At 39.5% G+C, this 26,285-nt stretch carries 22 protein-coding genes; 12 read left to right on the forward strand and 10 right to left on the reverse strand.

Going from position 1 to position 26,285, the window contains the following annotated elements; all coding sequences use genetic code 11:
• Nucleotides 1–243 precede the first annotated feature (243 nt).
• Nucleotides 244–1,257, reverse strand: coding sequence for a glutamine synthetase beta-grasp domain-containing protein (locus tag C7972_RS18480; RefSeq protein ID WP_110357656.1), 1,014 nt, complete (start codon nucleotides 1,255–1,257; stop codon nucleotides 244–246).
• A 197-nt stretch (nucleotides 1,258–1,454) separates the two neighbouring features.
• Here C7972_RS18480 and C7972_RS18485 point away from each other — a divergent pair, with 197 nt between their 5' ends.
• The 4 genes from C7972_RS18485 to C7972_RS18505 all read left to right on the forward strand — a co-directional run bounded on the left by C7972_RS18485 (nucleotide 1,455) and on the right by C7972_RS18505 (nucleotide 6,641).
• Entirely contained in the window at nucleotides 1,455–3,641 is a 2,187-nt protein-coding gene (locus C7972_RS18485) for a glutamine synthetase III (RefSeq protein ID WP_110357779.1), read from the forward strand.
• A gap of 89 nt (nucleotides 3,642–3,730) precedes the next feature.
• Nucleotides 3,731–4,909 carry an AIR synthase related protein gene (locus tag C7972_RS18490; protein ID WP_110357657.1) on the forward strand — a complete coding sequence of 393 codons (1,179 nt, stop codon included), beginning with the start codon at nucleotides 3,731–3,733 and terminating at the stop codon, nucleotides 4,907–4,909.
• 50 nt (nucleotides 4,910–4,959) lie between these two features.
• Nucleotides 4,960–5,400, forward strand: coding sequence for a ubiquinol-cytochrome c reductase iron-sulfur subunit (locus C7972_RS18495; protein WP_110357658.1), 441 nt, complete (start codon nucleotides 4,960–4,962; stop codon nucleotides 5,398–5,400).
• A 350-nt stretch (nucleotides 5,401–5,750) separates the two neighbouring features.
• A complete protein-coding gene (locus C7972_RS18505; protein ID WP_110357780.1) occupies nucleotides 5,751–6,641 on the forward strand; it encodes an FAD:protein FMN transferase in 891 nt (296 codons plus the stop codon).
• Here the strand turns inward: C7972_RS18505 and C7972_RS18510 are convergent.
• Nucleotides 6,630–7,292, reverse strand: coding sequence for an ATP-binding cassette domain-containing protein (locus C7972_RS18510; protein WP_110357660.1), 663 nt, complete (start codon nucleotides 7,290–7,292; stop codon nucleotides 6,630–6,632). The genes C7972_RS18505 and C7972_RS18510 overlap by 12 nt on opposite strands.
• Before the next feature lie 387 nt (nucleotides 7,293–7,679).
• On the opposite strand from C7972_RS18510, the gene prfA reads away from it, so the two are divergent.
• The 3 genes from prfA to C7972_RS18530 all read left to right on the forward strand — a co-directional run bounded on the left by prfA (nucleotide 7,680) and on the right by C7972_RS18530 (nucleotide 10,750).
• Nucleotides 7,680–8,756 (forward strand): peptide chain release factor 1, encoded by a 1,077-nt coding sequence (gene prfA / locus C7972_RS18515; protein WP_110357661.1) that lies wholly within the window; start codon nucleotides 7,680–7,682, stop codon nucleotides 8,754–8,756.
• A 5-nt stretch (nucleotides 8,757–8,761) separates the two neighbouring features.
• Nucleotides 8,762–9,589 carry an orotidine-5'-phosphate decarboxylase gene (gene pyrF, locus C7972_RS18520; protein WP_110357662.1) on the forward strand — a complete coding sequence of 276 codons (828 nt, stop codon included), beginning with the start codon at nucleotides 8,762–8,764 and terminating at the stop codon, nucleotides 9,587–9,589.
• Between the two features lie 381 nt (nucleotides 9,590–9,970).
• On the forward strand, nucleotides 9,971–10,750 hold the full coding sequence (locus C7972_RS18530; RefSeq protein WP_110357664.1) for an alpha/beta fold hydrolase: 780 nt from the start codon (nucleotides 9,971–9,973) through the stop codon (nucleotides 10,748–10,750).
• A 477-nt stretch (nucleotides 10,751–11,227) separates the two neighbouring features.
• Here the strand turns inward: C7972_RS18530 and C7972_RS18535 are convergent, their stop codons facing one another.
• Both C7972_RS18535 and purU read right to left on the reverse strand, forming a co-directional pair.
• Nucleotides 11,228–11,929 carry a DUF4197 domain-containing protein gene (locus C7972_RS18535; protein WP_110357665.1) on the reverse strand — a complete coding sequence of 234 codons (702 nt, stop codon included), beginning with the start codon at nucleotides 11,927–11,929 and terminating at the stop codon, nucleotides 11,228–11,230.
• 56 nt (nucleotides 11,930–11,985) lie between these two features.
• Nucleotides 11,986–12,837, reverse strand: a complete 852-nt coding sequence (gene purU, locus C7972_RS18540; protein WP_110357666.1) for a formyltetrahydrofolate deformylase — start codon at nucleotides 12,835–12,837, stop codon at nucleotides 11,986–11,988.
• Nucleotides 12,838–13,081: 244 nt separating this feature from the next.
• Between purU and C7972_RS18545 the strand changes: the two genes are divergently transcribed.
• On the forward strand, nucleotides 13,082–16,537 hold the full coding sequence (locus tag C7972_RS18545) for a methylmalonyl-CoA mutase family protein (RefSeq protein WP_110357667.1): 3,456 nt from the start codon (nucleotides 13,082–13,084) through the stop codon (nucleotides 16,535–16,537).
• Between the two features lie 89 nt (nucleotides 16,538–16,626).
• Here the strand turns inward: C7972_RS18545 and C7972_RS18550 are convergent, their stop codons facing one another.
• Entirely contained in the window at nucleotides 16,627–16,959 is a 333-nt protein-coding gene (locus C7972_RS18550; protein ID WP_258364893.1) for a hypothetical protein, read from the reverse strand.
• A 178-nt stretch (nucleotides 16,960–17,137) separates the two neighbouring features.
• Here C7972_RS18550 and C7972_RS18555 point away from each other — a divergent pair, with 178 nt between their 5' ends.
• The 3 genes from C7972_RS18555 (at nucleotide 17,138) to C7972_RS18565 (ending at nucleotide 20,178) form a co-directional block, all read left to right on the forward strand.
• Nucleotides 17,138–17,590 (forward strand): Lrp/AsnC family transcriptional regulator, encoded by a 453-nt coding sequence (locus C7972_RS18555; protein ID WP_110357669.1) that lies wholly within the window; start codon nucleotides 17,138–17,140, stop codon nucleotides 17,588–17,590.
• 208 nt (nucleotides 17,591–17,798) lie between these two features.
• Complete coding sequence (locus C7972_RS18560; RefSeq protein WP_110357670.1) at nucleotides 17,799–19,211, forward strand: alpha/beta hydrolase; 1,413 nt, start codon at nucleotides 17,799–17,801, stop codon at nucleotides 19,209–19,211.
• A 325-nt stretch (nucleotides 19,212–19,536) separates the two neighbouring features.
• Nucleotides 19,537–20,178, forward strand: a complete 642-nt coding sequence (locus C7972_RS18565) for a DUF1684 domain-containing protein (protein ID WP_110357781.1) — start codon at nucleotides 19,537–19,539, stop codon at nucleotides 20,176–20,178.
• A 53-nt stretch (nucleotides 20,179–20,231) separates the two neighbouring features.
• Here the strand turns inward: C7972_RS18565 and C7972_RS18570 are convergent, their stop codons facing one another.
• The 4 genes from C7972_RS18570 to crcB all read right to left on the reverse strand — a co-directional run bounded on the left by C7972_RS18570 (nucleotide 20,232) and on the right by crcB (nucleotide 23,701).
• The gene (locus C7972_RS18570) at nucleotides 20,232–21,299 is read right to left on the reverse strand and encodes an outer membrane beta-barrel protein (RefSeq protein WP_110357671.1); all 1,068 of its coding nucleotides are present in this window, start codon (nucleotides 21,297–21,299) and stop codon (nucleotides 20,232–20,234) included.
• A 117-nt stretch (nucleotides 21,300–21,416) separates the two neighbouring features.
• Entirely contained in the window at nucleotides 21,417–22,667 is a 1,251-nt protein-coding gene (locus tag C7972_RS18575; RefSeq protein ID WP_110357672.1) for an ammonium transporter, read from the reverse strand.
• A gap of 31 nt (nucleotides 22,668–22,698) precedes the next feature.
• Complete coding sequence (locus tag C7972_RS18580; protein ID WP_110357673.1) at nucleotides 22,699–23,037, reverse strand: P-II family nitrogen regulator; 339 nt, start codon at nucleotides 23,035–23,037, stop codon at nucleotides 22,699–22,701.
• A 295-nt stretch (nucleotides 23,038–23,332) separates the two neighbouring features.
• Nucleotides 23,333–23,701 carry a fluoride efflux transporter CrcB gene (crcB, locus tag C7972_RS18585; RefSeq protein ID WP_110357674.1) on the reverse strand — a complete coding sequence of 123 codons (369 nt, stop codon included), beginning with the start codon at nucleotides 23,699–23,701 and terminating at the stop codon, nucleotides 23,333–23,335.
• Nucleotides 23,702–24,363: 662 nt separating this feature from the next.
• Here crcB and C7972_RS18595 point away from each other — a divergent pair.
• Nucleotides 24,364–24,753 carry a nucleoside triphosphate pyrophosphohydrolase family protein gene (locus C7972_RS18595; RefSeq protein ID WP_110357676.1) on the forward strand — a complete coding sequence of 130 codons (390 nt, stop codon included), beginning with the start codon at nucleotides 24,364–24,366 and terminating at the stop codon, nucleotides 24,751–24,753.
• An 87-nt stretch (nucleotides 24,754–24,840) separates the two neighbouring features.
• Here C7972_RS18595 and C7972_RS18600 read toward each other — a convergent pair whose 3' ends face one another.
• Nucleotides 24,841–25,914, reverse strand: coding sequence for a branched-chain amino acid aminotransferase (locus tag C7972_RS18600; RefSeq protein WP_110357677.1), 1,074 nt, complete (start codon nucleotides 25,912–25,914; stop codon nucleotides 24,841–24,843).
• Nucleotides 25,915–26,285: the final 371 nt, after the last annotated feature.

Raw genomic sequence — 26,285 nt, forward strand, 5'->3', positions numbered from 1 at the left:
CTAAATTGCTCCTATTAATTAAAACTGTTGCTCAAAAAAACACGACTGATCAAATTAATCCCTTTTTTCATAAACACAACAATTGTTCCTGATCCTGGTTGAACCCCATGGTTACTGTGATTATGGGTTGGAAAATGCGCAGTGTAGCCCAGGGATGACACAAAATAGAACACATAAAAAAACCGCCCCTCTTTTTCAAAAGGAACGGTCGGTAAAAATAATCAACAATTATTTTTATACTCTTTATATTTTGGCGGATTTAACCGTTTTAACGATTCTACCTGCTATTTTGTACGGATCACCGTTGGATGCCGGTCTTCTGTCTTCCAGCCAACCTTTCCAGCCTTTTTGAACTGTAATGATCGGAATTCTGATAGAGGCGCCCCTATCGGAAATACCATAGCTAAAGTCGTGGATAGAAGCTGTTTCGTGTTTTCCAGTCAAACGCTGATCGTTGAACTCACCGTAAACGGCAATGTGTTCTTTGACAACCGGACGGAAGGCTTCACATATTTTTTCGTAAACTTCCCTGGAACCACAAGTTCTCAAGGTAGTGTTGGAGAAATTTGCATGCATACCTGATCCGTTCCAATCGGTATCTCCAAGAGGTTTAGGATGGTATTCAATATAGTAACCGTGTTTCTCGGTTAATCTGTCAAGTAGATATCTTGCAATCCAAATTTCGTCACCTGCTTTTTTGGCACCTTTGGCAAATAATTGAAATTCCCATTGTCCGCATGCAACTTCTTGATTGATGCCTTCAAAGTTTAGACCGGCTGCTATACATGCGTCTGCATGTTCCTCAACCAAATCACGCCCATGGGTATTTAGACCACCAACGGAACAGTAGTACATACCCTGTGGTTTAGGGTATCCGCCTCTAGGGAATCCTAAAGGAAGTTCTGTTTTGGTGTCCATTATAAAATATTCTTGCTCAAATCCAAACCAGAAATCATTGTCTTCGTCCTCAATAGTGGCCCTAGCGTTGGATACGTGTGGGGTACCGTCCGCATTCATGACCTCGGTCATAACCAAGTAGCCATTAATACGATGTGGATCAGGATAAATTGCTACGGGCTTTAGCACACAGTCTGAAGATCCTCCTTCGGCCTGGCGGGTTGAACTTCCATCAAAAGACCAGATTGGGCAATCTTCCAGTTTGCCACTGAAATCTTCCTCAACCTTGGTTTTGCTCCTCATGTTTTGAGTGGGCTCGTACCCATCCAACCAAATGTATTCTAATTTAGACTTGCTCATAATATGTATTGTTGATTTTTATTATTAACGCAGACAAAAATAATAATTTCCATCATATATGCCATTTTTTAGTGGGTTAAATGACAATAATGTTTATATTTTTCTTGAGACCCCTATTTTTTTAGGGGTAAATTATTAAATATGTATTTTATGTGAATTATTTTAATGAATTGTTATTTTTGTCAAAAAATCAATTTATGTCAAATCAAAGATTTAAGGCCATAGCAAGCAGTCATACCAGGATTGAAATGGATGTGGAGGAAACCGGTAGACGTTCGGAATATTTTGGGATAAATGTGTTTAATGAGGAGCGTATGCTACAATACCTGACCAAGGATGCCTATGACAGGGTGAAGGCAGCTGTGGTGTCCGGAGCTAAAATAGACAGAAAAGTTGCGGACCAGGTGGCGGAAGGGATGAAGACCTGGGCAATTTCCATGGGGGCAACACATTACACCCATTGGTTTCAACCACTTACAGGAACCACAGCAGAGAAGCACGATGCTTTTTTTGATTTTTCGCCGGAGGGAAGGGTAATGGAAAAGTTTGGTGGCAGCCAGTTGGTTCAACAAGAGTCGGATGCGTCCAGTTTTCCCAATGGAGGAATAAGGAATACTTTTGAGGCAAGGGGCTACACTGCTTGGGATCCCACCTCACCGGCATTCCTGTACGGCACCACTCTTTGTATACCTACGGTGTTCGTGGCCTATACAGGCGAGGCTTTGGATAATAAAGCCCCGCTATTAAGGGCATTGAACGCCATGGACGAGGCCGCGACCTCAGTGGCAAAATTCTTTGATAAAAATGTAAGCAAGGTATATGCCACTTTGGGCTGGGAGCAGGAGTATTTCTTAATAGACAAGTCTTTGGCCTATTCACGGCCCGATATAAGTTTGGCGGGCCGTACATTAATAGGACAATCCGCGGCCAAAGGCCAACAATTGGATGATCATTATTTTGGGGTTATTCCAAATCGGGTGTTGAACTTCATGAAAGATTTGGAAATGGAGTGCACCAAATTGGGGATTCCGGTAAAGACCAGGCACAATGAAGTTGCCCCTAATCAATTTGAGTTGGCCCCTATCTTCGAAGAAACAAACCTGGCCGTAGATCACAATCTGTTGCTGATGGATGTCATGGAAAAGATTGCGGACAAACACCATTTTAAAGTGCTTTTCCATGAAAAGCCGTTCAAGGATATAAACGGATCAGGGAAACATAATAATTGGTCGTTGTGCACGGATACTGGGGTAAATTTACTCAGCCCGGGATCCACCCCCATGAAAAACCTACAGTTTTTAACTTTTTTCGTGAATACCATAAAGGCAGTGGATAATTATGAGGAATTATTGCGTTCGTCCATTGCTTCTGCCGGAAATGACCATAGGTTGGGTGCCAATGAAGCGCCTCCGGCTATCTTGTCCATCTTTATAGGGGAACAATTGAATGAGGTTTTAAATGAATTGGAAGGGGTTACCAAAGGGAAATTGTCACCAGAGGAAAAGACGGAACTAAAATTGAATGTGGTAGGTAAGATTCCTGAAATTTTATTGGATAATACGGATCGCAACCGCACCTCGCCTTTTGCATTTACTGGCAATAAGTTTGAAATGAGAGGCGTAGGTTCCAAGACGAATTGTGCCAAACCAATGACGGTACTAAATACCATTGTGGCCAAGCAACTTATGGCCTTCAAAAAGGAGGTAGATCAATTGGTCGATAAGAAAGGGCTTAAAAAGGATGAAGCTATTTTTAATGTCCTTCGTGAATACATCAAAACCTCCAAAAGAATTAGGTTCGAGGGAGATGGCTATAGTGAAGCTTGGGAAAATGAGGCCAAATTACGTGGCTTGAGCAATAACAAGAACACACCCAAGGCGCTACAGGTGCTTACCTCCGAAGAAAGTTTGGCATTGTTCAAGTCTATGAACGTTATGAGCGAAACCGAGGTAAGGGTTCGGCAAGAGGTGGAATTGGAAGAATATATCCTACATATTCAAATAGAGGGGCGGGTCTTTAATGAGTTGGCTTATGGCTATATTATACCTGCCGCCGTGGAATACCAGAATAAATTGATAAAAAACGTGGTGGGCTTAAAGGAAATTTATGGAGCCGCTTACAAAAAAATGTCTGAAAGCCAGTTGGATATTGTAGAAAGGATCTCCGAGCATATTCAGGCTATAAAAATGAAGACCGATGCTATGGTAGACGAAAGAAAGTTAGCCAACAATATGACCGATATAAACAAAAAGGCCATTGCTTATTGTGATAGTGTACGGCCCTATTTTGATGAAATACGTTACCATTGTGATAAATTGGAGCAATTGGTAGGCGATCAACAGTGGCCTCTGACCAAGTACAGGGAACTTTTGTTTATTAAATAATTGGACATTTGGAAATTATTGAATTAAAAGCCCACAATTAGTGGGCTTTTTTTTATGGATTCTCCTATTTTTGTCGCAAACTTTTATTCATGAGCTCATCCAACAGCAAAAGATACGATCAAAGAGGGGTTTCTGCTTCCAAGGAAGACGTGCACAAAGCCATAAAAAACATTGATAAGGGATTGTTTCCCATGGCTTTTTGCAAAATTGTCCCTGATTACCTTACCAATGATGATGAGTACTGTTTGGTGATGCACGCCGATGGTGCCGGAACCAAATCCTCCTTGGCCTATATGTATTGGAAAGAGACCGGCGATGTTTCGGTCTGGAAGGGAATTGCCCAAGATGCCTTGATCATGAATGTGGATGATCTAATTTGCGTGGGGGCTACGGATAATATTATGTTGTCCTCTACCATAGGGAGAAACAAGAACTTAATTCCGGGCGAGGTCATCTCAGCTATTATCAACGGGACGGAAGAGTTGATAGAGGATCTGGAAAAACACGGAATTACAATAAGATCTACTGGTGGGGAAACGGCAGATGTAGGGGATTTGGTGCGTACCATTATCGTTGATTCCACAGTGACAGCAAGATTAAAAAGAAATAAGGTTATAAATAATGCCAATATTGAAGCAGGCGATGTAATAATTGGACTATCCTCTGCTGGGCAGGCGAGCTACGAAAAGGAATATAACGGGGGCATGGGGAGTAATGGGCTTACCTCTGCCAGACATGATGTTTTTGCAAAATACTTGGCGCAAAAATATCCGGAAAGCTACGATGCGGCCGTGCCCGAGGATTTGGTTTATTCCGGGAATGTGCGGTTGACCGATGAGGTCCCGGATTCCCCCTTGGATGCAGGAAAATTAGTGTTGTCCCCGACCCGGACCTATGCTCCAATTGTAAAAAAAATTCTAGGTAAATACACCGCTAAGGATATTCATGGAATGGTACACTGTAGCGGAGGTGCGCAGACCAAAATTCTTCATTTTGTAGATAAGCTCCATATTATTAAGGATAATCTATTCCCTGTTCCACCATTGTTCAAATTAATTCAAGAACAATCGGGCACCGATTGGAAGGAGATGTATCAGGTTTTTAATTGTGGGCATAGGTTGGAATTGTATGTTGATCCCTCCATCGCCGAGGACCTCATTGGAATTTCGGAAAGCTTTGGGGTTTCAGCCCAAATTGTGGGGAAAGTGGAAGCAAATTCTGTTAAAAAGCTCACAATTAAAAGTGAGTACGGTACCTTTGTGTATTAAGGTATACGAATACCCTTTTTCCTACGTTGTTTTTATAAAGAAATTATGATATGGAAAGAAAGCAGTTTTTGAGGACTTTAGGCACAGGTGCGGCATTTGCACTTACTTTTCCCTGCTTGCATGGTTGTTCCAAAGATAATGACAATGGCGATATTGTGGAAGTCCCTGACAGCGTAGACTTCACCATTGATTTGAATTCTTCCGAGGGAGCAAAATTGGCAAATAACGGTAGCTTTATTTTAAAAAAATTGGTAGTGGTCGTTAAAGATCTGGATGGTAACTTTGTGGCCGCTAGCCAGGTTTGTAGTCATGAGTCCTATGATCAAGTTCGTTTTACGACAAGTAATGGCGGTATTTTCCACTGCGATGTACACGGATCGCGATTTGAATTGGATGGCACACCATTGAATCAAGTAGACAGTGTTCCGGCCAAGCCCCTAAAAATATTCAAAACAGAGTTAAACGGGCAGATTCTTCGTGTTTTTGAATAACCAAATCCGATTTTTAACCTACTTGCATGTATGGGATTTTACTTAAAATCGTTCTTCGGACCCTTATTTTCTGTTTTCGGAACTTGTCCTGTTTTATTTGTTCGCATTGGGAGGTGGCTTGGAATTCCGGTGCCAAGCAATACCGCAATGGTCAGTGTATTTTATTGTACAATAAGTAGAACTTGGGCCTATGATGGCCATATATTTACTTTAGGCAATAAGGGAAAAAGTTTAATATCTAATGTTGTTCCAGGGTGAGGATTATATTTTTCCTTTTAGTTTGTTGCAAGTTGCTTGTGGGCCATGCCCAGGAGCCTAAGTACGTTACCGTACAACGATCGGTGCACTTAATGGGCGATAAATTTGATATTACCGTCGTGGCAGACAATGAGGAAATAGGCTATATAAATATAGAGGAGGCCGTATCGGAAATTAAAAGGATAGAAAAAATGATATCTTCCTGGGACGAGGAATCAGAAACTTCATTGATCAATAAAAATGCAGGAATTAAGCCGGTAAAGGTAAGTGTTGAGTTATATAAGCTAATAGAAAGAGCCAATCAGATTTCTGAAATAACCAACGGGGCTTTCGATATTACCTTTGCGGGAATGGATAATATCTGGAAGTTTGATGGTTCCATGAAATTCAAGCCTACAAAGGACGAAATTATACATTCGGTAAGCAAGGTGGGGTATAAAAAGATTATCCTGAACGAGGTGGATCACACCGTCTTCCTACGCTTGAAAGGCATGAAGATAGGTTTCGGAGGTATAGCAAAGGGCTACGCTGCAGATATGGCCAAAGAACTGTTGGTAGGGAAGCAGGTACGCGCAGGTGTCATCAACGCTTCCGGTGATCTAACCACATGGGGTACCAAGGCTACAGGGGAAAAGTGGTTGATCGGGATTGCAAATCCCTTGAGCAAGGATAAAATATTTTCGTGGCTGCCCGTTCTGGAATCTTCCGTAGCTACTTCCGAGAGTTATGATAAATATATCACTTTTGATGGCAGGAAATATTCCCATATTCTTGATCCCAGAACAGGAAACCCAATTTCAGGGATAAATAGTGTGTCGGTGTTTTCAAAAACCGCAGAATTTTCCGATGCCCTGGCTACGGCTATATTTGTACTTGGGGTAGATTCTGGAATGTCATTGATAAATCAATTAAAGGGGACCGAGGCAATTATAGTGGACGGTAATAACAAAATGCACAAAAGCAGCGGTATCCTATTCAATTGAGCCTTGGTTAACATAGCCTTCCCTTTTAAGTTCTTCCATGTCTTCTATGTTTTTGGAACAACCATTTTTAAGAAGATAGACCGTATCACTTACAGCCAAAATGTCATTGTAAAAATGATCGGTCAGGATAATAATACTCCTTTTCTTTACTTGGTTGATCAGGGCTGTGAATTTCTCCACATATATTGGTGCAATAAATGAAAAGGGTTCGTCCAGAAGTATAATTTCCTTGTTGGACATAAGTACTAAGTAAGTTTCAACAACTCTAATTTCCCCACTGGATAAATCCTTTATCCTTTTCTTTTTATATTCTTTAAAACTTTGGAAAAGGTTCATGAACTGCTCCCATGAAACATTGAATAGCTCAAATGCCCGGTGAATGCTTAAATGCTTAGGTAAAAGTGGATGTTGGGGCAAGTAAGCTATTCTCCCTGTTCTGTACAAAGGTCTGGGCAGGCACTTTCCATTGCAACGGATGTTCTTGTATTTAGGTTTTAGATCCCCAAATAAAATTCTCAGCAAGGAAGTTTTGCCACTGCCATTTCTTCCGAGGATCCCGGTAACTTTTCCGTGTTCGGATTTTATATAAATGCCGTACAGGACTTTTTTGCCATCAAACTCCAAATCAACGCTGTCTATTTCCAAGGTCAAAATAAACGGACGATGTTGATGAATAATAGGGTTATGAAGCTGTCCAAGAGAAATGAAATTAAGATAAGGACTGTTTTGGACAGGCCAAAATTGTGATAAAACGTTAAACGTCTTCGCAATCCTATGTCAAAAAACGTCATGAAGACCCCTATATGGAATATTATCTTGGAAATCAGGATCATGGTATTTAAGTGGGAAATCTTAAAAAATATACTCCCGCTAAAAAGCATAAAAACCGTAATTAAAAAGGATATCCAAAGGTATGGCTTGGCAAAGAGGAAACTCAATTGAAAGGTTCTAAAATTGAATATTGAATTCATCTATTAAATAGGATATGCTTAAATGTACAAAATTATCGTAAATTCGCAGTCCAAGTGTAGTTTGTATATGATAGATAAATTAAACATAGTAAAGCAGCGTTTTGATGAGGTTTCGGACCTTATAATCCAGCCTGGTATTATCGCCGATCAGAAGCGTTATGTGGCGCTAAATAAGGAGTATAAAGATTTAAAACAACTAGTGGACAAGAGGGATCTTTATTTGGAGTATACCAATAATATATCCGAGGCAGAGGAAATTCTAGCCGATGGCAGTGATGCTGAAATGGTAGATATGGCCAGAATGCAGTTGGAGGAGGCCAAGGAAAAATTGCCAAAATTGGAGGAGGAGATTAAATTGATGCTGATTCCTAAAGATCCGGAAGATTCCAAAAACGTGGTGGTAGAGGTAAGAGCGGGTACTGGAGGGGATGAAGCCAGTATTTTTGCTGGAGACCTTTTTAGAATGTACACCAAATATTGCGAGTCCAAAGGGTGGAAAACGAACGTAATAGACCTAAGTGAAGGTACTAGTGGCGGATACAAGGAAATTCAGTTCGAGGTAACGGGCGAGGATGTTTATGGGACCCTTAAATTTGAAGCTGGGGTTCATAGGGTACAACGAGTTCCACAGACCGAAACCCAAGGAAGGGTACATACCAGTGCCGCTACGGTAATGGTGCTACCGGAGGCAGAGGATTTTGATGTGCAGATAGACCCTAAGGAGGTACGAATAGATTTTTTCTGTTCTTCAGGTCCAGGTGGTCAATCCGTTAACACAACCTATTCCGCAGTACGTTTAACCCACCTTCCAACAGGTTTGGTGGCACAGTGCCAGGACCAGAAATCCCAGCATAAAAACAAGGAAAAAGCATTTAAGGTTCTGCGGTCGCGTTTATATGATATGGAATTGGCAAAGAAACAGGAGGAAGATGCCGCCAAGAGAAATTCGCAAGTAAGTAGTGGGGATCGTTCTGCTAAAATTAGAACCTATAATTACCCACAGGGTAGGGTAACGGATCATAGGATCGGATTAACGCTTTACGACTTGCAAAATATTATTAATGGCGATATTCAACGTATTATAGACGAATTAAGTTTGGTTGAGAATACAGAGAAATTAAAGGAAGCCTCTGAGATATTTTAATTTCTATGACCACTGAATTTCTAGTTGAGCAGATTCGAAAAAAAGAATCCTTTCTTTGTATTGGATTGGACACAGATTTGGATAAGGTGCCAAAGCACTTATTAGGGGAGGAAGATCCTATATTTGCCTTTAACAAGGCAATAATTGATGCTACACACCATTTATGTGTTGCTTACAAGCCCAACATCGCATTTTATGAGGCTTATGGGATAAAGGGATGGCAGGCTTTGGAAAAAACCATTCACTATTTAAATGTCAATTACCCTGAAATATTCACTATTGCAGATGCCAAACGTGGCGATATAGGTAATACCTCCACCCGTTACGCCAAAGCCTTTTTTGAAGATTTGGGGTTCCATTCGGTAACCATAGCCCCCTATATGGGAAGGGATTCCGTGGAGCCATTTTTAGCTTTTAAGGATAGGCATACCATTTTACTGGCATTAACTTCCAATGTGGGTGCATTTGATTTTCAAACAAAAATGGTGGAAGGAAAGGAGCTGTACAAACAGGTGCTGGAGATTTCAAAAACCTATGAAAATTCGGAAAACTTAATGTACGTGGTTGGAGCAACAAAGGCTACTTTTCTAACGGAAATAAGAAATATAGTTCCAAACAGTTTTCTTCTTGTACCGGGAGTAGGGGCACAAGGAGGTAGTTTGGCCGAAGTTTGTAAATATGGAATGAGCGATAACATAGGTCTTTTGGTAAATTCATCCAGGGGAATTATTTATGCATCGGACCAAGAAAATTTTGCACAGGCTTCTGCCGATAAAGCAAAGGAATTACAGCAGGAAATGAGTCTGGAGCTTAAGGACCGCCAGATTATCTAATGTGCCAGGGTTTGAATGATTTTTTGGATTTTTGTAGCTTTCAATTCAAAAAATTCGGCAAGTTTTGAATCGGAATACTTTGTGCTGCTAGCCTTGTCCATAAAGTTTTGGTATTGGGATTCCAAAAGGCTAATTTCATTTGAACCGTTGTTCATTGGGGAGACAGAGCCAACTTTGCAATATTGATTTTCCATATATTTTTTTTTCTTACAAATATAACTAGAAACAAGGTTTACGGAGGGTTGGCCGAAAGGGCATTTGACTAATAATCAGGTAATTTGTCTAATTTTTCAGATGGGTGCCATGTTGGAAAGTGTTTATTGATTTAATTAACCCTATCAAGTGTATTGGAATTAACACTACATTTATAAAAAACGAAAATTGATCAGTTATAATATACATAGCCATAAAACCTCTACCAAATGGGTGACTTTTGTGCATGGTGCCGGAGGTAGCTCCACTATATGGTATAAACAGCTTAGGGAATTTAAAAAGCATTTTAATGTGCTTCTGTTGGATCTAAGGGGACATGGAAATTCTAAGGTACATCTAAAGGATGCGTTCAAGAATAAATATACATTTGACAATATAACCGAGGATATTCTGGAGGTTATCAATTTTGAAAAGATTGAAAAATCTCATTTTATTGGAATTTCCCTTGGCACAATTTTAATTCGAAACTTAGCGGAGAAACATCCCCATCGGGTGGAGAGCATGATCATGGGAGGGGCCATCATGAAATTGAACCTGAGGTCGCAAATACTGATGAGACTTGGGGTTATTTTAAAATCCATAGTCCCTTATTTATGGTTGTACAAATTTTTTGCCTTTGTAATTATGCCCAATAAGAACCACAAGGAATCGCGTTTACTTTTTGTTCGCGAGGCGAAAAAATTGTACCAAAAAGAATTTATTCGTTGGTTTAAATTGACCTCGGAGATTAATCCCTTGCTTCAATTCTTTAGAACGGTGGATATAAAAATCCCTACACTTTACGTCATGGGAGCAGAGGACTATTTGTTCTTGCCTACTATTAAGCAAATTGTGTTGGATCATAAAAGTGCAGAACTAATAGTGGTACAAAACTGTGGACATGTAGTGAACGTGGAGCAGCCCCGGTTTTTTAATGATACCGTCATAAAATATCTTTTGGTAAAATAATTTAAGTATTTTCTAGAGGAGAATAACTGCGATTGGGTATAACATTATCACTGGATCCAATTAAAAGTTTAATTCAGTGGAACATGGGGTAAAAAGTAACAAATGTCTTGTCCGGGGATAAGCCGTAGATAAGCCATAGATAAGCCGTATATGAAAATAGGGAAAAACAGGCTGGATCCACCCCTTTTTGGTGCGCTAAAATACCTTTTATTAAGCTATTTTTTCCATAACAATATTTGCATAAACACAACAATTGTTCCTGATCCGTAAACAGCTTACATCGTAAACAAAAAAAACCGGTGCTCCCACCGGTTTTAAACTAACTAACTCAAAAAAATACTAACTCAAATTCTTTATGTATAACGGATAACTGTATTGTGTTATTATAGGTAAATTAAAGGTTGTAATATGTACTTGTTTAAATACAACGCTAGCTAATTGGATATATTGTGTAAAATGTCCATAATTTCTTCATTTTTAATCCTGTAGGGCAAATACTTTTTTCAGCACATCCGTAGTTCTTGAGGAAACCTTGTTTCTAATTTCTTTTTCTTCAACTGCAATCATCGTAAATACGCCGTTCAGGGCTTCCTGCGTAACATAATCCGTAAGGTCCGGATTTACATTGTTCGTAAGGGGAATGTTGTTGTACCTGGTAATTAGATTGCTCCAGATCTTATCTGCCCCCACTTTTTCAAAGGAGTTTTTAATCACAGGGTTAAATTTATTGTAGAGTTCTGTCTGGGTAGCATTGGTCAGGTAGGTGGTTGCAGCATTGTCCGATCCCAAAAGTATGTTTTTGGCATCGTTAAAGGTCATTCCCTTTATCGCATTCACAAAAATGGGTGTCGCTTCCCCTACGGCATCCTCTGCCGCCCTGTTCAGTATTTTCAAGCCTTCATCAGCTAGGCTGGAAAGGCCTATATCCCTTAGGGTTTTATCTACTTTCTGTAATTCCTCTGGGAGCATAATTTTCACCAGTTCATTTCTGAAAAAACCATCGGTCTGGGTAAGCTTACTTACTTGTTTGTCGATTCCCATATTAAGGGCTTCCTTTAGTCCATTTGCAATTTCGTCATTGCCAATGGAAGTTCCTTGGGGTAATTGATTTACCACTTGTTGTAATTCCGCACATCCAATAAATTGGAAAAGGATTACGGCTAATAAGATTTTTTTCATTTTAAAATTTTAGAGTTATATCTATAACTAATGATGTAGGGATTTAGTGCCTATGGTTAGGAGAAAATTACGGTTTTGTTGTTGTAGACCATTGTCTTCCTTCTAATATGAAGTTTAACGGCCCTTGATAGTACAATTTTTTCCAAATCCCTTCCCTTGGTTATAAAGTCCTTGATGCTATGCGCATGGGTCACAGTGGTAACATCCTGTTCTATAATAGGCCCGGCATCGAGTTCTTCGGTTACGTAATGACTGGTGGCACCAATAATTTTAACCCCCCTCTCAAAGGCAGCATGATATGGCTTTGCACCTGCAAAGGCAGGAAGAAAGGAATGGTGTATGTTGATAATCTTATTGGGATAGTTATCTATAACCTTGCTGGTTACAATTTGCATATACCTTGCCAGTACAATAAAATCTATTTGATATTCTTTCAAAAGTGCCAATTGCCTATTTTCGGCCTCGCTTTTGGTGCTTTTTGTTACAGGGACATGAAAAAAGGGAATGTCGAATTGTTTGGCCACATATTCCAAATCACTGTGGTTGCTTAGGATGAAGGGTATCTCAACTTCCAGTTCACCAGAATTGTACCTGCTTAATAAATCGTATAAACAATGATTGTATTTGGAAACAAAAAGGGCCATTTTAGGTTTTACGGATCCCAAATACAAACTCCATTCCATTTGGTGTGGCAGGGCCAGTTCTTTTTCAAATTCTTCTTTCAAATTTTTCACGGCAGGAATGTTTTTTTCAAAATCGCTTTCCAATCTCATAAAAAACACACCGGCTTCCTTGTCCACATGCTGATCAATATAGATAATATTGCCCCCTTTTCTATGGATAAATCCCGTTACCGAACTGATAATCCCTGACTGATCGGGACAATTAATGAGGATAGTTGTCTTCAAAGTTTAACTGTTTTAGGTCGCAAAATTAGGATTTTAGGAATGAAGTACTCTTGTTGAGCCTTATTTTTATAAAATTCTAATTTTTAGGCTATATTTTTTATCATTTTGTTAAATTGCACCTGTATAATGGTCCTTTTTTTGGTTATTAAAAAGTGAGCGCCTAGCTAATTCAATTTCCTCCATAACGGTTTTAGGAGCGATTGTGAATTTAGTTGTTTTATAACCGGAAATTAATATTGTTGCTATGATTCACAAATCGCCATATAATCCTAAAAATAAAGTTCGTATAGTGACGGCTGCCGCCCTATTTGATGGTCACGATGCGGCCATTAATATGATGCGTCGCATTATTCAGGCCACAGGTGTGGAAGTAATTCATTTGGGCCATGACAGGAGTGTATCCGAAGTAGTGGATTGTGCCATACAGGAGGATGCAAATGCCATTGCCATAACTTCATACCAGGGAGGGCATATGGAGTACTTCAAATACATGCAAGATCTTTTACGGGAAAAGGGAGCGGACCACATTAAGATTTTTGGCGGTGGTGGTGGGGTGATTCTTCCAGCTGAGATTAAAGAATTAATGGATTATGGCATAACCAGAATATACTCCCCGGATGATGGTAGGACGATGGGGTTACAGGGAATGATAAACGATTTGGTTAGACAAAGTGATTTTCCCGTTCCTTGCTTCGCAATTCCAGAGGGCAGGTCAATGGCTCAATTGATAAAGGAAAGGAATGTAAATGCCATAGCCAGGCTTATTACCTGGGCCGAAAATGGGCATGAGGATTTTCCGAAGGATTTTTCAGGTTGGGCAGTATCTGAAACTACTGTGCCCGTACTTGGTGTTACTGGGACCGGCGGTGCTGGAAAATCAAGCTTACTGGATGAGCTGGTAAGAAGGTTTCTGTTGGATTTTCCAGATAAAACCATCGGAATAATTTCTGTTGATCCGTCCAAAAAGAAAACCGGTGGCGCCTTGCTGGGAGATCGAATTCGCATGAACGCCATTAATGATTCCAGGGTCTATATGAGATCACTAGCTACCCGGCAGTCTAATTTGGCATTGTCCAAACACGTGGATGAGGTGGTTCAAATCCTTAAGGTGGCAGGCTTCAGTTTAATTATTTTGGAGACTTCGGGTATAGGACAATCGGATACGGAGATTATTGAACACAGCGACGTTTCCTTATATGTTATGACCCCCGAATATGGGGCCGCCACCCAGTTGGAGAAAATAGATATGTTGGATTTTGCCGATATCGTAGCAATTAATAAGTTCGATAAAAGAGGGGCTCTGGACGCCTTAAGGGATGTGAAAAAGCAATATGTCCGCAATCATGGACTTTGGGAGGTTGATCATGACGAGTTACCTATTTTTGGGACAATAGCCTCACAATTTAATGAGCCCGGGATGAATCGCTTGTATATATCAGTAATGGGTAAATTGGCTTTGACAACCGGAACAAACCTGAATTCCCAAACCCAATTGGGAAAGGATGATGAAGGGAAAGTTTATATAATTCCCCCTTCGCGCATACGTTATTTGTCCGAAATAGCCGAAAACAATAGGGGCTATGATAAAAAGGTGCTTCATCAAGCCGAGTTGGCCCAAAAGTTATTTGGTATTTTTAAGACCGTAGAGGCCATTTCCAGAGTGGATAAGATAGATTTCAAAACATTTCTCGTAAAAGAAGGGTTAAATAAAGAAGCAATTTTGGATTTGTCCCTTCCGGAGGATAAAAAGCAATTATTGATGCTTTTGTTCAAAGAGTTTGATGTAATTAAAATGGATTTGGAATCCCAGAATTGGGATTTGATCCTAAATTGGGAAAAAAAGGTGGAACAGTATAAAGCCCCGGCCTTTATCTTTAAAGTGAGGGGGAAAGAGGTAAAAGTGGAAACCCATACGAAATCTCTGGCCCAAACCAATATTCCAAAGGTGGCACTTCCAAAATACAAGGCATGGGGCGATATTCTGGGTTGGATTCTCCAGGAAAATGTACCAGGTGAATTTCCTTATACGGCCGGACTCTATCCTTTTAAACGGACAGAGGAAGATCCTGCAAGAATGTTTGCCGGGGAAGGAGGTCCCGAACGCACCAACAGGCGTTTTCATTATGTTAGTTTGGGATTGCCGGCCAAGCGATTGTCCACAGCATTTGATTCGGTAACCCTGTATGGTCAAGATCCCGATCTTAGACCTGATATATATGGTAAAATTGGCAACGCAGGGGTTTCAATCTGCTGTTTGGACGATGCTAAAAAGCTGTATTCCGGATTTGATCTATGCAGTCCCACTACCTCGGTTAGTATGACCATCAACGGTCCTGCGCCCATGTTGTTGGGTTATTTTTTGAATGCCGCCATAGATCAGAACTGTGAGAAGTATATTTTGGAAAACGGGCTCGAAAAGGAGGTGGCTTCCAAAATCACTGTTTTATACGAGGAGAAGGGTATTGCTAGGCCTATATACAGCGGGGAATTACCTGAGGGACATAGCGGTTTGGGATTAATGCTATTGGGTATTACGGGAGACCAGGTCTTGCCCAAGAATATATATTCCGATATTAAAAGGAAGACCCTTAACACGGTAAGAGGCACGGTGCAAGCCGATATTTTAAAGGAGGATCAGGCACAAAATACCTGTATTTTTTCAACGGAATTTGCCTTGAAATTAATGGGGGATGTTCAGGAATACTTTATTCGGCACTCAGTCCGTAATTTTTATTCTGTATCCATTTCAGGGTATCATATTGCCGAGGCGGGGGCCAACCCAATTACCCAATTGGCCTTTACACTGTCTAACGGTTTTACTTATGTGGAGTATTATTTAAGTAGGGGGATGGATATCAATAAATTTGGTCCCAACCTGTCCTTCTTCTTTTCAAATGGCATAGACCCGGAATATGCCGTGATAGGAAGGGTGGCCCGCAGGATATGGTCCAAGGCAATGAGCTTAAAGTATGGAGCTGGACCCCGGGCACAGATGTTAAAGTACCATATCCAAACTTCTGGACGTAGCCTACATGCCCAAGAAATAGATTTTAATGATATCCGCACTACGTTGCAGGCGCTCTATGCTATCTATGACAATTGTAATTCCTTACATACCAATGCCTATGATGAGGCAATAACCACCCCAACGGAGGAGTCCGTACGCAGGGCCATGGCCATTCAGCTGATCATTAACAAGGAATTGGGTTTAACGAAGAACGAAAATCCTATGCAGGGTTCCTTTATCATTGAAGAATTAACGGATTTGGTGGAAGAGGCCGTGCTTTTGGAGTTCGATCGTATTACGGAAAGGGGAGGGGTACTGGGGGCCATGGAAACAATGTATCAAAGATCCAAAATTCAGGAGGAGAGTTTACATTACGAAACGCTAAAGCACAGCGGGGAATTTCCTATTATTGGAGTAAACACCTTTCTTAGTTCCAAAGGGTCACCAACAATATCGCCAGCGGAAGTTATCCGTGCTACAGAGTCTGAAAAACAGGCCCAAATTGGCACCTTGAAAAATTTACGTGTCATGATGGGGGCAACTGCGGAGACCCAGTTAAGGGAATTACAGGAAATAGCGGTTGGAAACGGTAATATTTTCGAGAAGTTAATAGAGGTCACCAAGTACTGTTCCTTGGGGCAGATTACGGAAGCTTTGTTTGCTGTTGGGGGGCGGTATAGGCGGAATATGTAATTGCAAGCATTGACCTTAAAATTTTTAAGGTTGGTCGCAAATATCAATGCGGGTGGATATAAGGTTCTAATGAATTGAAAATACAGGGATTAGCTGCGAATGGAACGTCTCCACACTTTGTACAACCTTCGGAAGCTTTTAATTTCGCTCCTCAAAAGATTTAAGTACTCCTTTTCCTTTACCCCGTCTTTTTCCAAACCGGTGCAATAAGAACTTATATTTCTTATGATAACGTTGATAAAGGTCGCACTTCTCATTCGGGCCGCATAACATTCCGAGCGTTCGGCAGCTTCAATTTGTTGCGGGATTAAGATGGAATCCGTCAAGAGGGAATCGACCATAATGTCCCTATGGCTGTTGGATTGGTATAACTTAAGCAAATCTTTGTTGTAAGATAGGTACGAAGCAATTTCCCTGCTCATCTTTAAAAGATCCAAGGATTTGCGATAAATCGGAATCGTACTTAAGTTTTTGTAAGGCATTTTTCTATAGCAACTTCTGTTATATAAAATTACGTCGAAATTAGCAAATTAGAGTTTATATAACAAAGTAAAATTGTATTTTAGCTATTGAAAGTTAATATTTTTAAACCATTTTACTTTGAATACAAAGATTGATGCCCTTAATTGGAAGATACTAAAATTGCTTCAGGAAAATGCCAGGGAATCTTTTGCCAATATTGGCAGGAAAGTAGGTCTAACACCACCTGCAGTTGCGGAGAGGGTGAAGAAAATGGAAGATATTGGGGTCATATCCGGTTACAAAGCTGTGGTGTCCCATTCACATACAGGATATCAATTAAAGGCTATTATTACCCTGCGTGCCTTTATGGGAAAGTTAAGGCCTTTTTTGGATATTGTAAACACCTATGAAGAAGTGGTTAATTGTTATCGGATTACAGGTAATGAAAATATTATAATGTTGGTGGTCCTAAAGGATCAATTTCATTTGGAAAAGTTTATAGACAAGCTTATACAATACGGGGAAACACGGACACATATTATTTTGTCCGATGTAGTATCCAACGCACCCATCAAAAAAAGAGAAGTGTAGCGGCAGCTGTATAGTAAGGAAATTAAAATTAAATGGGGTTGGCAGCTTTGGTGCTATGTTTTTATTATTTAACTTAATGTACTAAATGGTTTGGTTGGATAGTGTTGAGGGCGATTTTTGTCTGGATAACTGTTTCCTGTACCCCGGTTGTTTCGGAATGCCTGTGGTACTATTTTAATTTGGCTAGATATTTGATGATAATATTTCTATGAAAAAAATTATAGTATTTCTGTTTCTCGGGGTCGGTTGTCTAGGTTATGCACAACAGATAACCTTGAAAAAAGGCATTCCAATAGATTCAATTGCTGTTCGGGATTCCATCCCCGAAAGTTTTTCGCTTTATCTTCCTACCAGCTTTGAAATGGATAAAAATTGGCCTATCCTATTAATTTTTGACATGGAAGGTCGGGGAAAACGTGCAATTCGTATGTTTATGGAGTCGGCCGAAAAGGAAGGATATGTCCTGGCAGCTTCCAACAACGTGCACGATTCGTTGACCACTTCCCGTAATATTTTAACAACGGGGAGGATGCTCAATGATATTATAAAGATGTTGCCTATTCAAAAGGATAGAATCTATAGTTCTGGATTTGGTAGCGGTGCCAGATTTGCCTCTGTCCTACCAATTTTTTTAAAGGATATATCCGGGGTAATTTCTTGCGGTGCTGGATATCCCAATATAGAGTTATTGGACACGAACAATTTGTTTCATTTTATAGGAATAGTAGGAAAGGAAGATTTTGCATATCCGGAGATGTTGATAAGTAAATCGGTCTTAGGGCGGTTGAAATTTCCTAGTCAATTGCTGGTATTCAAAGGAGGGCACGAGTGGCCCAATACCGATTATCTTGAAAAGGCTTTGGAGATTTTTACATTGTCCGCAATGGCAAAGGGCCTAAAGGAGAAAGATGAAGCCTATGTTAATGATACTTATACAAAGAATTTAAGGGAAATTAATCTTTTGATTGGTTCCGGAAAATTAATTGAGGCGGATAATTTATTGGATGAAGTCATGTCCGTTTATAGGGTCTTGAAGGATACTGATTCTCTAAAAAAAATAAGGCGTGAGCTTAAGAAGGATAAACTTTTTAAAATTATGACGCGCAATGAGAACGCTACATTGTTGAAGGAATCATTTATTAAGGAGGATTATGTTTATTATTTGGAGGAAGATTTGGCCACCTACAATTACAACAATTTGGGTTGGTGGATATACCAAATGGGCGAGTTGAAGAAATATGATAATAGCAAAATTGAAGCCGAAAAAGAAATGGGGAAACGCCTTTTGGGTTATGTCAATGCGCTAATTGAGGACAATATGGATATAGTAAATTCCGGAAGTGAGGTAGATCAAGAAGTCCTGAGTCTTCTTTGGATGCTAAAGACCATTACAGACCCATCGGATTATGATTATTACCTTAAAATAATAGCGAATAGTGCTAGAATGGATGACTACGGAACCTCCCTGTTTTATTTGGAGGAATTATTGAAGCAAGGGTATACGGACAAAGCTGAATTATATAGTTTGGAAAATACCGCATTGCTCCGTATCACCCCGGAATTCAATGAAATTGTGGCTAAATACTTAAAAGATGCCCGTTACGAAATCATTGAAGAATAAATGACTTTCCAAGAGGCTGTTCCAACTTCTCGAAGATTATTGTTGCCCAGTATTGTGTTGCAATACTGATCAGATTTCGATTTCAGTGAAAGGGATAATGAATCGCTTATTTTTAAATTTATTTTTTTAATCCTTAAGGTCCGTCTTTTACAGGTTTGTTGAAACCGGATAGTTCAACGAATCCGTACACTAGAGAAGGTTGGTGGTTGCCGGCCCACTATTATGGGCCCATTTCCATTCGGGGGACGGTCCAAGGTAGGATTGGTTTTCATAATTCCTTTATTCTGAAAAATGGATGTTGTATTTTTATGCCAAAAGAAGGAAAATGAAGCAGTTATTTTTGGTTTTAATCTTATTGTCACTGGGCTGTAAGGAAAAAAGGTACCATGATCAGGAGCAAGACAATACGGTGGGACCTGTAACCGGAGCTTTGGAGGATATTATGCAATTCCAGAAAAAAATGAATATGGAATTCAAGGATCCTGAAACCTCTCCCTTGCCAGATAGGTATAGAAAGGATTTTACCACTTTGGATTTTTATGAGCCCGATACTACCTATAGGATTAAGGCAAAATTTACTAGAACCCCCGAGGCCTTACCTTTTATGATGCCGACCACTACGGAAAGACAGACAGAGGAGGTTGTATTTGGGATAATAACTTTTAGTCTACATGGACGTACCCATAAATTGGAGGTTTATCAAAACCAGGAATTAATGCATCAGGAAAAATATAGGGATTATTTGTTTTTGCCCTTTGCGGACCTTACCAATGGGGAGGAAACCTATGGTGGGGGTAGGTATTTAGACTTGACCATTCCAATGGGGGATACCATACTCTTGGATTTTAATAAGGCCTATAATCCGTACTGTGCTTACAATCCAAAGTATTCCTGTCCGTTGGTTCCCAAGCAGAATAGGCTGGATATTCCTATTGCGGCCGGGGTAAAGGAGTTTAAAAAGGGCTAAAAATATAAAAGCCCCGCATAGAGCGGGGCTATAAATAATAATCTCAATTTTGTTTAGAAAGAGTAAACGGCTGCTATTACAAATGAGGATAAACTCTTTTGTGGGGCCAAATCCGAATCTAGAAAGTTAAAAGAATCGTCTGAAGCGCTATCCAATCTTAATTCAGGCTTGATAATTAAATTACCAATTGTGGCACTACCTGTAAGCGTTACGGCAAAAACGCTGGAATCTTCAACTCCGGTTCCGATAGCACCATAGTCTCCTGTTTCTGTGAAATATTCACCTCTTAATCCCAAGGTGAAGTTATCCGAGGTAGCGTATTGTGGATAAAGGGCTACACCAGCAAATCCAATGTCGTCATTATCGTAAAGGGCTGCATTGATTCCCAAGAAAAACTCATCGGACAAATCGAAACCACCTGTGAAGTCAATTTCAAATGCCCCGTCATCGGCTAAGAAATTAAGGAATTGGCCACTGTATCCCAATTGAGCGCCGAAAGCGTATTTTTCGGTAGGATTCAATTCGGTCAAATCTGTTGGGTTCATGATTGCCAACATTAGGCTAAAGTCATCAGATAGTGTAAAGTCGGCCTTCAAACCGGTATGGGAGAAAGGACCATAAGAAAACAAATAGGATGTACTGTAGTTAAAATTGGCAACAGGAGATATTACTTCGTAACCCAAGAAGGTGTTGAAGTTACCAAATGTTAATTTAACCGATGGGCTTAAATTCCAATAAACATATAATTGATTTACAATGTTTCCAGTGGCTGAATATAAGGGAGAGGCAAAAATAGCATCTGTTCCTCTAGGGCCAAAAACAAGGTCGGCTACAAACCCAACATCTTCGCCTTCGTAAGCGGCAATCACATTGGCCATACCCAAAGCAAAGCCAGGTAAGTTGGCAAATGAAGATCCCGGTGCGGCATTAGGTAGACCGGAAGCATCGTCAAAACCGTTATCGCCATTTAAGTTGGTTCTGTAGTAGGCATCCACACTTCCGCTTAGGCTGAATTTCTTGGCTTCCTCTTCATCTTCTTGAGCGAAAGTTGCTGTTGAGGCAAAGGCAAATGCAAGTAATAGTAAATTTTTTACGTATTTTGTATAAATAATCGTTTTCATAATTCAATTGTTTATATCCTTGTTTAAGGATGTTTGCTAATTATTGAGTTGTTGTATTGAAAAAAGGTTATTAACGGAGCGTTCTGCAAAACGCTCCGTTACCTTTTGTTTTCTTTATTAGTGTTGGTTCATTCTGAAATCGGCATAGGCATCCATCCCGTGCTCGTGTAAATCCAGGCCTTCCAATTCTTCTTCTTTGGAAACTCTAATTCCAGAAGTCTTCTTGATGGCGAATAGAATAATAAAAGCTGTTAGGCAACAGAAAACGCCTGCTGCAGCTACACCAGTCAATTGATACAATAATTGTGTAAGACCGGCCTTGGTTCCAAAGATTCCTACTGCCAATGTACCCCAGATACCGCAGATTAAGTGAACGGCAACGGCTCCAACAGGATCGTCCAGTTTTAATCTGTCTACCAAAGCTACTCCCAATACAATAACTACACCGGCAATTAGTCCTATAATAATGGACTCTAAAGGGGACATTAAGTCGGCCCCGGCCGTAATTCCGACCAAGCCACCCAAGATACCGTTCAGCATCATGGTAAGGTCGTAGTTTTTGTAAAGCATCGTAGAGAAAATAAATGATCCGATGCCACCTGCTGCTGCTGCCAAACAAGTAGTGACCAATACAATGGAAGTTCCGGCTGGATCTGCGGATAATACAGATCCTCCGTTAAAGCCAAACCAGCCTAACCAAAGTATAAGAACTCCAGCTGCAGCCAATGGGATGTTATGTCCTGGAATTGCGTTTGGTTTTCCATCTTCGTCAAACTTACCAATCCTGGGCCCTAATATATATATGGCAATCAAAGCTGCCCATCCTCCAACGGAATGTACCAATGTAGATCCTGCGAAATCATGGAATCCTCCATCTTCACCACCTAGGGTGGAAAGGAATCCACCTCCCCATTGCCATGATCCAACAATTGGATAGACAAGGCCTACATAGATTATGGTGAAAATCATGAACCCGCCTAGTTTAATACGTTCGGCGACAGCTCCAGAAACTATGGTTGCAGCTGTTGCCGCAAACATGGCCTGAAAAAGAAAATCCGTCCAATAGGTATAACCTTCACTATAGGTAAGGTCCAAACTACCATCCGGCAAAATGGGGGCTTCAAGGCCGAATCCTGCAAAACCAAGATAACCGTTGAAATCACCTGGATACATAAGGTTGAATCCTCCTATATAATATAGGAGTAACCCTATACAAATGATAAATACATTCTTAAATAAAATGTTGATGGTGTTTTTTTGTCTGGTTAATCCGATTTCCAAAAGTGAAAACCCTAAATGCATGAAGAATACGAGAGCCGTACATATCATCATCCAAACGTTATTTGCTGTAAATAATCCTACGTCCATGTTGTTGTTGTTTGTTGGTTCTTAATTTTTTTTAGTTAATTCCTGCTTTTCCGCTTTCTTTTGTTCTGATGCGATAAGCTTCCAAAATTTCGGAAACGAAAATTTTACCGTCACCTACGTTACCGGAATACGCTGTTTCCAGGATGGTGTTAACGGTTGTTTCCAAGAAATCATCAGATATTACAATGGAAAGATACCTGCGTTGAATGTCGGATGTGCTGTAGGATATACCTCTATAGACATGCCCTTCTTTTTCATTTCCGACTCCTGTTACGTCCCAGTAACTAAAAAAGTTTACTCCAATTTGATGTAACGCTTTTTTTACGTCATCAAATTTTGACTTCCTAATAATTGCCTCGATTTTTTTCATAATTGATTTATTATTTATGAGACAAAAATATATATTAAATACATACCCCCCTATTTTTTTAGGGGTATATGAGTTAAAATTACATTTTACATAAAAATACCCCAAATATTTTGGGGGTATCGTTATTCGTAAAGATAATTATGCTGATTTGTTAAAACTTTTAACACTTGTTTTTGGAAAAAACTGAAAAAATCGCGGATTTTTGGGTGTTTTGCTATCGATAATGCAGAAAAATGGCTAAATCCACCTATATGAATAGATATGCCTATATATATGTGAAGTAATAAGATGGTGCCTATAATTTGGAAAACCAGAATCCGATGGCTATTGCAAGGATTCCGATTGTAAGGCTGGCAAGAGTGTAGATGGTAAAATTAATAAGGTCCCCGGTTTTTAATAAGGAGTGTTGTTCCAGTGCAAAAGTGGAAAAAGTAGTGAAGCCTCCACAAAAACCTGTTGTTAATAACAAGGTCTGATTTGAAGTAAGTAGGTTGTTCTTATAGGAGAGCCCAATAAGGAAGCCAATCAGTAAGCAACCAACGATGTTTACAATAAATGTACCTAGAAAAAAATTGTGAAAAGTTTTGTTGAAAGTTCTGCTCAATAAAAATCGCAGTCCACTTCCCAAGCCTCCACCTATAAAGACGAGTAGAAATTGTTTCATAGGTTCTTAATTTTTATCCCTTGATGAAGGTAAATAAAAATCAATGGATAGAGGTTCTTAAAAATTTGCATTGCGTAATCATAAATACTGCACAAAGATAGTATTTATGTAAAGATGCACATATTTCCTGTTGGGCTGCTTAAACTGCCTTTTTATATTTCGAGTTAATTAAATCTAGGGGGAAGATTACTGTGGTAGATTCTGAAATATTTTTTACGGATTTTTCCTTCTTTTTTGGACTGCTGTTAAAACTGACCAAAAAAAGCAATGCGTTTATACCGATAAGAACTAAGAAAATGCTGAAAAAAGTTACCATACAACTAAATGATTTAGTTACTTAACGCAAAATTACGTCTTTTCGTACATTAAACGCTCTAAAAGCCTAATTTGTTATTTATAGTAATTCTTTTTGTGGGGAAGTAAAATTAAATGTTAATTTTTAAGAAAGTATTTAATAAGGATCAAGATTACTATGAATAATGTGAAGAAAAGTCCTACCCATTTAACTCCTTTGTAATTTTTTTTATGTAATTTTTTGTCCTTTTGATAGGAAATAATGATAATTGCAACAAAGGCGACAAAAAAGAGACCAGCAAAAATTAATTGCCCCGTACTGAACATATTTTTATTTTTACGCAAATCTAACTTAAATAATTACAATAATGAAAAGTAAACTTAGTGCAGTGGAATTGTTTCATAATTCGTTTGGGTTGGGTGTTTCCAAAGAGGTCAGGGCAGATTTGGGCGAGGCCAAAAATTTACTTCGCTATAATTTGATGGACGAGGAAAATAAGGAATATCTGGAGGCTGCGAACAATAATGATCTGGTTGAAGTTGCGGATGCCCTCGGCGATATGTTATATATATTGTGTGGAACCATACTTGAACATGGTATGCAATATAAAATTGAGGAAGTTTTTGAGGAAATACAGCGAAGTAATATGAGTAAATTGGGGGAGGATGGCAAACCTATTTATAGGGAGGACGGAAAAGTGCTTAAAGGCCCCAATTACTTCAAGCCGAACATAGTGGATATTTTGGACAAAAAATAGTGTCCCGAATTCCGGTAGTATTAATGGATGAAAAAAGCCCTTCGACCATTTTGGTCGAAGGGCTATCTAAATGGTATACACTAATTATTATTTGATATCCACTTGGTATCTCCAGCCAAATTTATCCTCGGCCTTGTTATATTGTATATCTGTAATGCGCTTTTTTAATAAGGAGGCATAACTATCCTTTATTTCGGGTAGATCATAGTCCTTTCCCTGATAGCCAAAAGTAGCGATTGGAGAGATTACCGCAGCGGTACCGGCCCCGAACATCTCTTTAAGGTTACCGTTTTTTGAAGCTTCAACAACCTCTTTTACAGTAATTTTTCTAACCTTTACATTTATATTTTCATCCTTGGCAATATCTATGATACTTTTTCTGGTTATACCGTCCAAAATTCTATCACTTGTGGGACTGGTAATCAAGGTGTCATTTATCCTGACAAATATGTTCATGGCCCCGGCCTCCTCAATATATTCGTGGTTGTTGTCATCCGTCCAGATCACTTGATTATAGCCTTTTTCAACGGCCAATTGAGTAGGGTAAAACTGTCCGGCGTAATTCCCGCCGGCCTTTGCAAAACCTACACCACCATTGGCCGACCGTGAATATTTCTCCTCTATCAAAACCTTTACCTTCCCAGCAAAATACGAGGTAGATGGGGAGCAGGCAATAATAAATTTGTATTCTTCCGAGGGGGAAGCATGGAATCCGCACCCTGAAGCAAACACAAAGGGCCTAATGTACAGGGAGCTTCCTTCTGCGGTAGGAATCCATTTATGGTCCAATTTCAAAAGTGCTTTTAAGCCGTCCATAAAATAATCTTCCGGGAATTCCGGCATGGCAAGTCTTTTGGATGAAATGTTGATCCGTTTTTGGTTTTCCAAAGGACGAAATAGCCAAACATTTTGGTCATTGTCCTTATAAGCTTTCATTCCTTCAAAAACAGATTGTCCGTAATGAAAAATTTTAGCGGATGGGTCAAGGGTAATGGGTTGGTAAGGAACTATCTTTGGAACTTCCCAAGCCCCATTCTTATAATTACAGACCATCATATGGTCCGTAAAATATTTTCCAAACGATAAATTATTAAAATCTACTTTATCAATTTTCGAGTCCTTAACTTTCTCAACTATTATTGAATTTGAAACAGTTTGCATAGAATTCTAATTTAAAGCAATAAAATTAAGCAAATAACATTAGTAGTTCTTCTTTTTTCTGTCTAAAAATACCCAGTTTTGTAAAGTGTTATAAATTCTGAATATTTTAAAGAAATTTAACATTTTGATTGTGACTTTTATGGCGTTTTTAGCATGTTTAGCCTAAATTAGGCTGTTGTCACCAATCAAAGCAACCAAAAAAAAGGGCATAACCTTTATTTTGGTAATCAATTTTGTGATTCCGGCATCTTAAGCAGTGGGGAAATGCTTGGGAATATAATAAAATATCCGGGAAGGATATGCTTGTTTTCCGGTCTTTTGATGGAGGTTTGTAAGGCAAAAAGGGTGGTGGACGAAATTGGCATGGTTGG

The sequence above is a fragment of the Arenibacter sp. ARW7G5Y1 genome, assembly GCF_003201775.1.
In the GTDB taxonomy this organism is placed as follows: domain Bacteria; phylum Bacteroidota; class Bacteroidia; order Flavobacteriales; family Flavobacteriaceae; genus Arenibacter.

Bases quoted from the DNA above. Each gene is read 5' to 3' on its own strand.
- C7972_RS18480 (WP_110357656.1), bottom strand. From the start codon at position 1,257: ATGAGCAAGTCTAAATTAGAATACATTTGGTTGGATGGGTACGAGCCC.
- C7972_RS18485 (WP_110357779.1), top strand. From the start codon at position 1,455: ATGTCAAATCAAAGATTTAAGGCCATAGCAAGCAGTCATACCAGGATT.
- C7972_RS18490 (WP_110357657.1), top strand. From the start codon at position 3,731: ATGAGCTCATCCAACAGCAAAAGATACGATCAAAGAGGGGTTTCTGCT.
- C7972_RS18495 (WP_110357658.1), top strand. From the start codon at position 4,960: ATGGAAAGAAAGCAGTTTTTGAGGACTTTAGGCACAGGTGCGGCATTT.
- C7972_RS18505 (WP_110357780.1), top strand. From the start codon at position 5,751: ATGGGCGATAAATTTGATATTACCGTCGTGGCAGACAATGAGGAAATA.
- prfA (WP_110357661.1), top strand. From the start codon at position 7,680: ATGATAGATAAATTAAACATAGTAAAGCAGCGTTTTGATGAGGTTTCG.
- pyrF (WP_110357662.1), top strand. From the start codon at position 8,762: ATGACCACTGAATTTCTAGTTGAGCAGATTCGAAAAAAAGAATCCTTT.
- C7972_RS18535 (WP_110357665.1), bottom strand. From the start codon at position 11,929: ATGAAAAAAATCTTATTAGCCGTAATCCTTTTCCAATTTATTGGATGT.
- C7972_RS18545 (WP_110357667.1), top strand. From the start codon at position 13,082: ATGATTCACAAATCGCCATATAATCCTAAAAATAAAGTTCGTATAGTG.
- C7972_RS18550 (WP_258364893.1), bottom strand. From the start codon at position 16,959: ATGAGCAGGGAAATTGCTTCGTACCTATCTTACAACAAAGATTTGCTT.
- C7972_RS18560 (WP_110357670.1), top strand. From the start codon at position 17,799: ATGAAAAAAATTATAGTATTTCTGTTTCTCGGGGTCGGTTGTCTAGGT.
- C7972_RS18565 (WP_110357781.1), top strand. From the start codon at position 19,537: ATGAAGCAGTTATTTTTGGTTTTAATCTTATTGTCACTGGGCTGTAAG.
- C7972_RS18570 (WP_110357671.1), bottom strand. From the start codon at position 21,299: ATGAAAACGATTATTTATACAAAATACGTAAAAAATTTACTATTACTT.
- C7972_RS18575 (WP_110357672.1), bottom strand. From the start codon at position 22,667: ATGGACGTAGGATTATTTACAGCAAATAACGTTTGGATGATGATATGT.
- C7972_RS18580 (WP_110357673.1), bottom strand. From the start codon at position 23,037: ATGAAAAAAATCGAGGCAATTATTAGGAAGTCAAAATTTGATGACGTA.
- crcB (WP_110357674.1), bottom strand. From the start codon at position 23,701: ATGAAACAATTTCTACTCGTCTTTATAGGTGGAGGCTTGGGAAGTGGA.
- C7972_RS18595 (WP_110357676.1), top strand. From the start codon at position 24,364: ATGAAAAGTAAACTTAGTGCAGTGGAATTGTTTCATAATTCGTTTGGG.
- C7972_RS18600 (WP_110357677.1), bottom strand. From the start codon at position 25,914: ATGCAAACTGTTTCAAATTCAATAATAGTTGAGAAAGTTAAGGACTCG.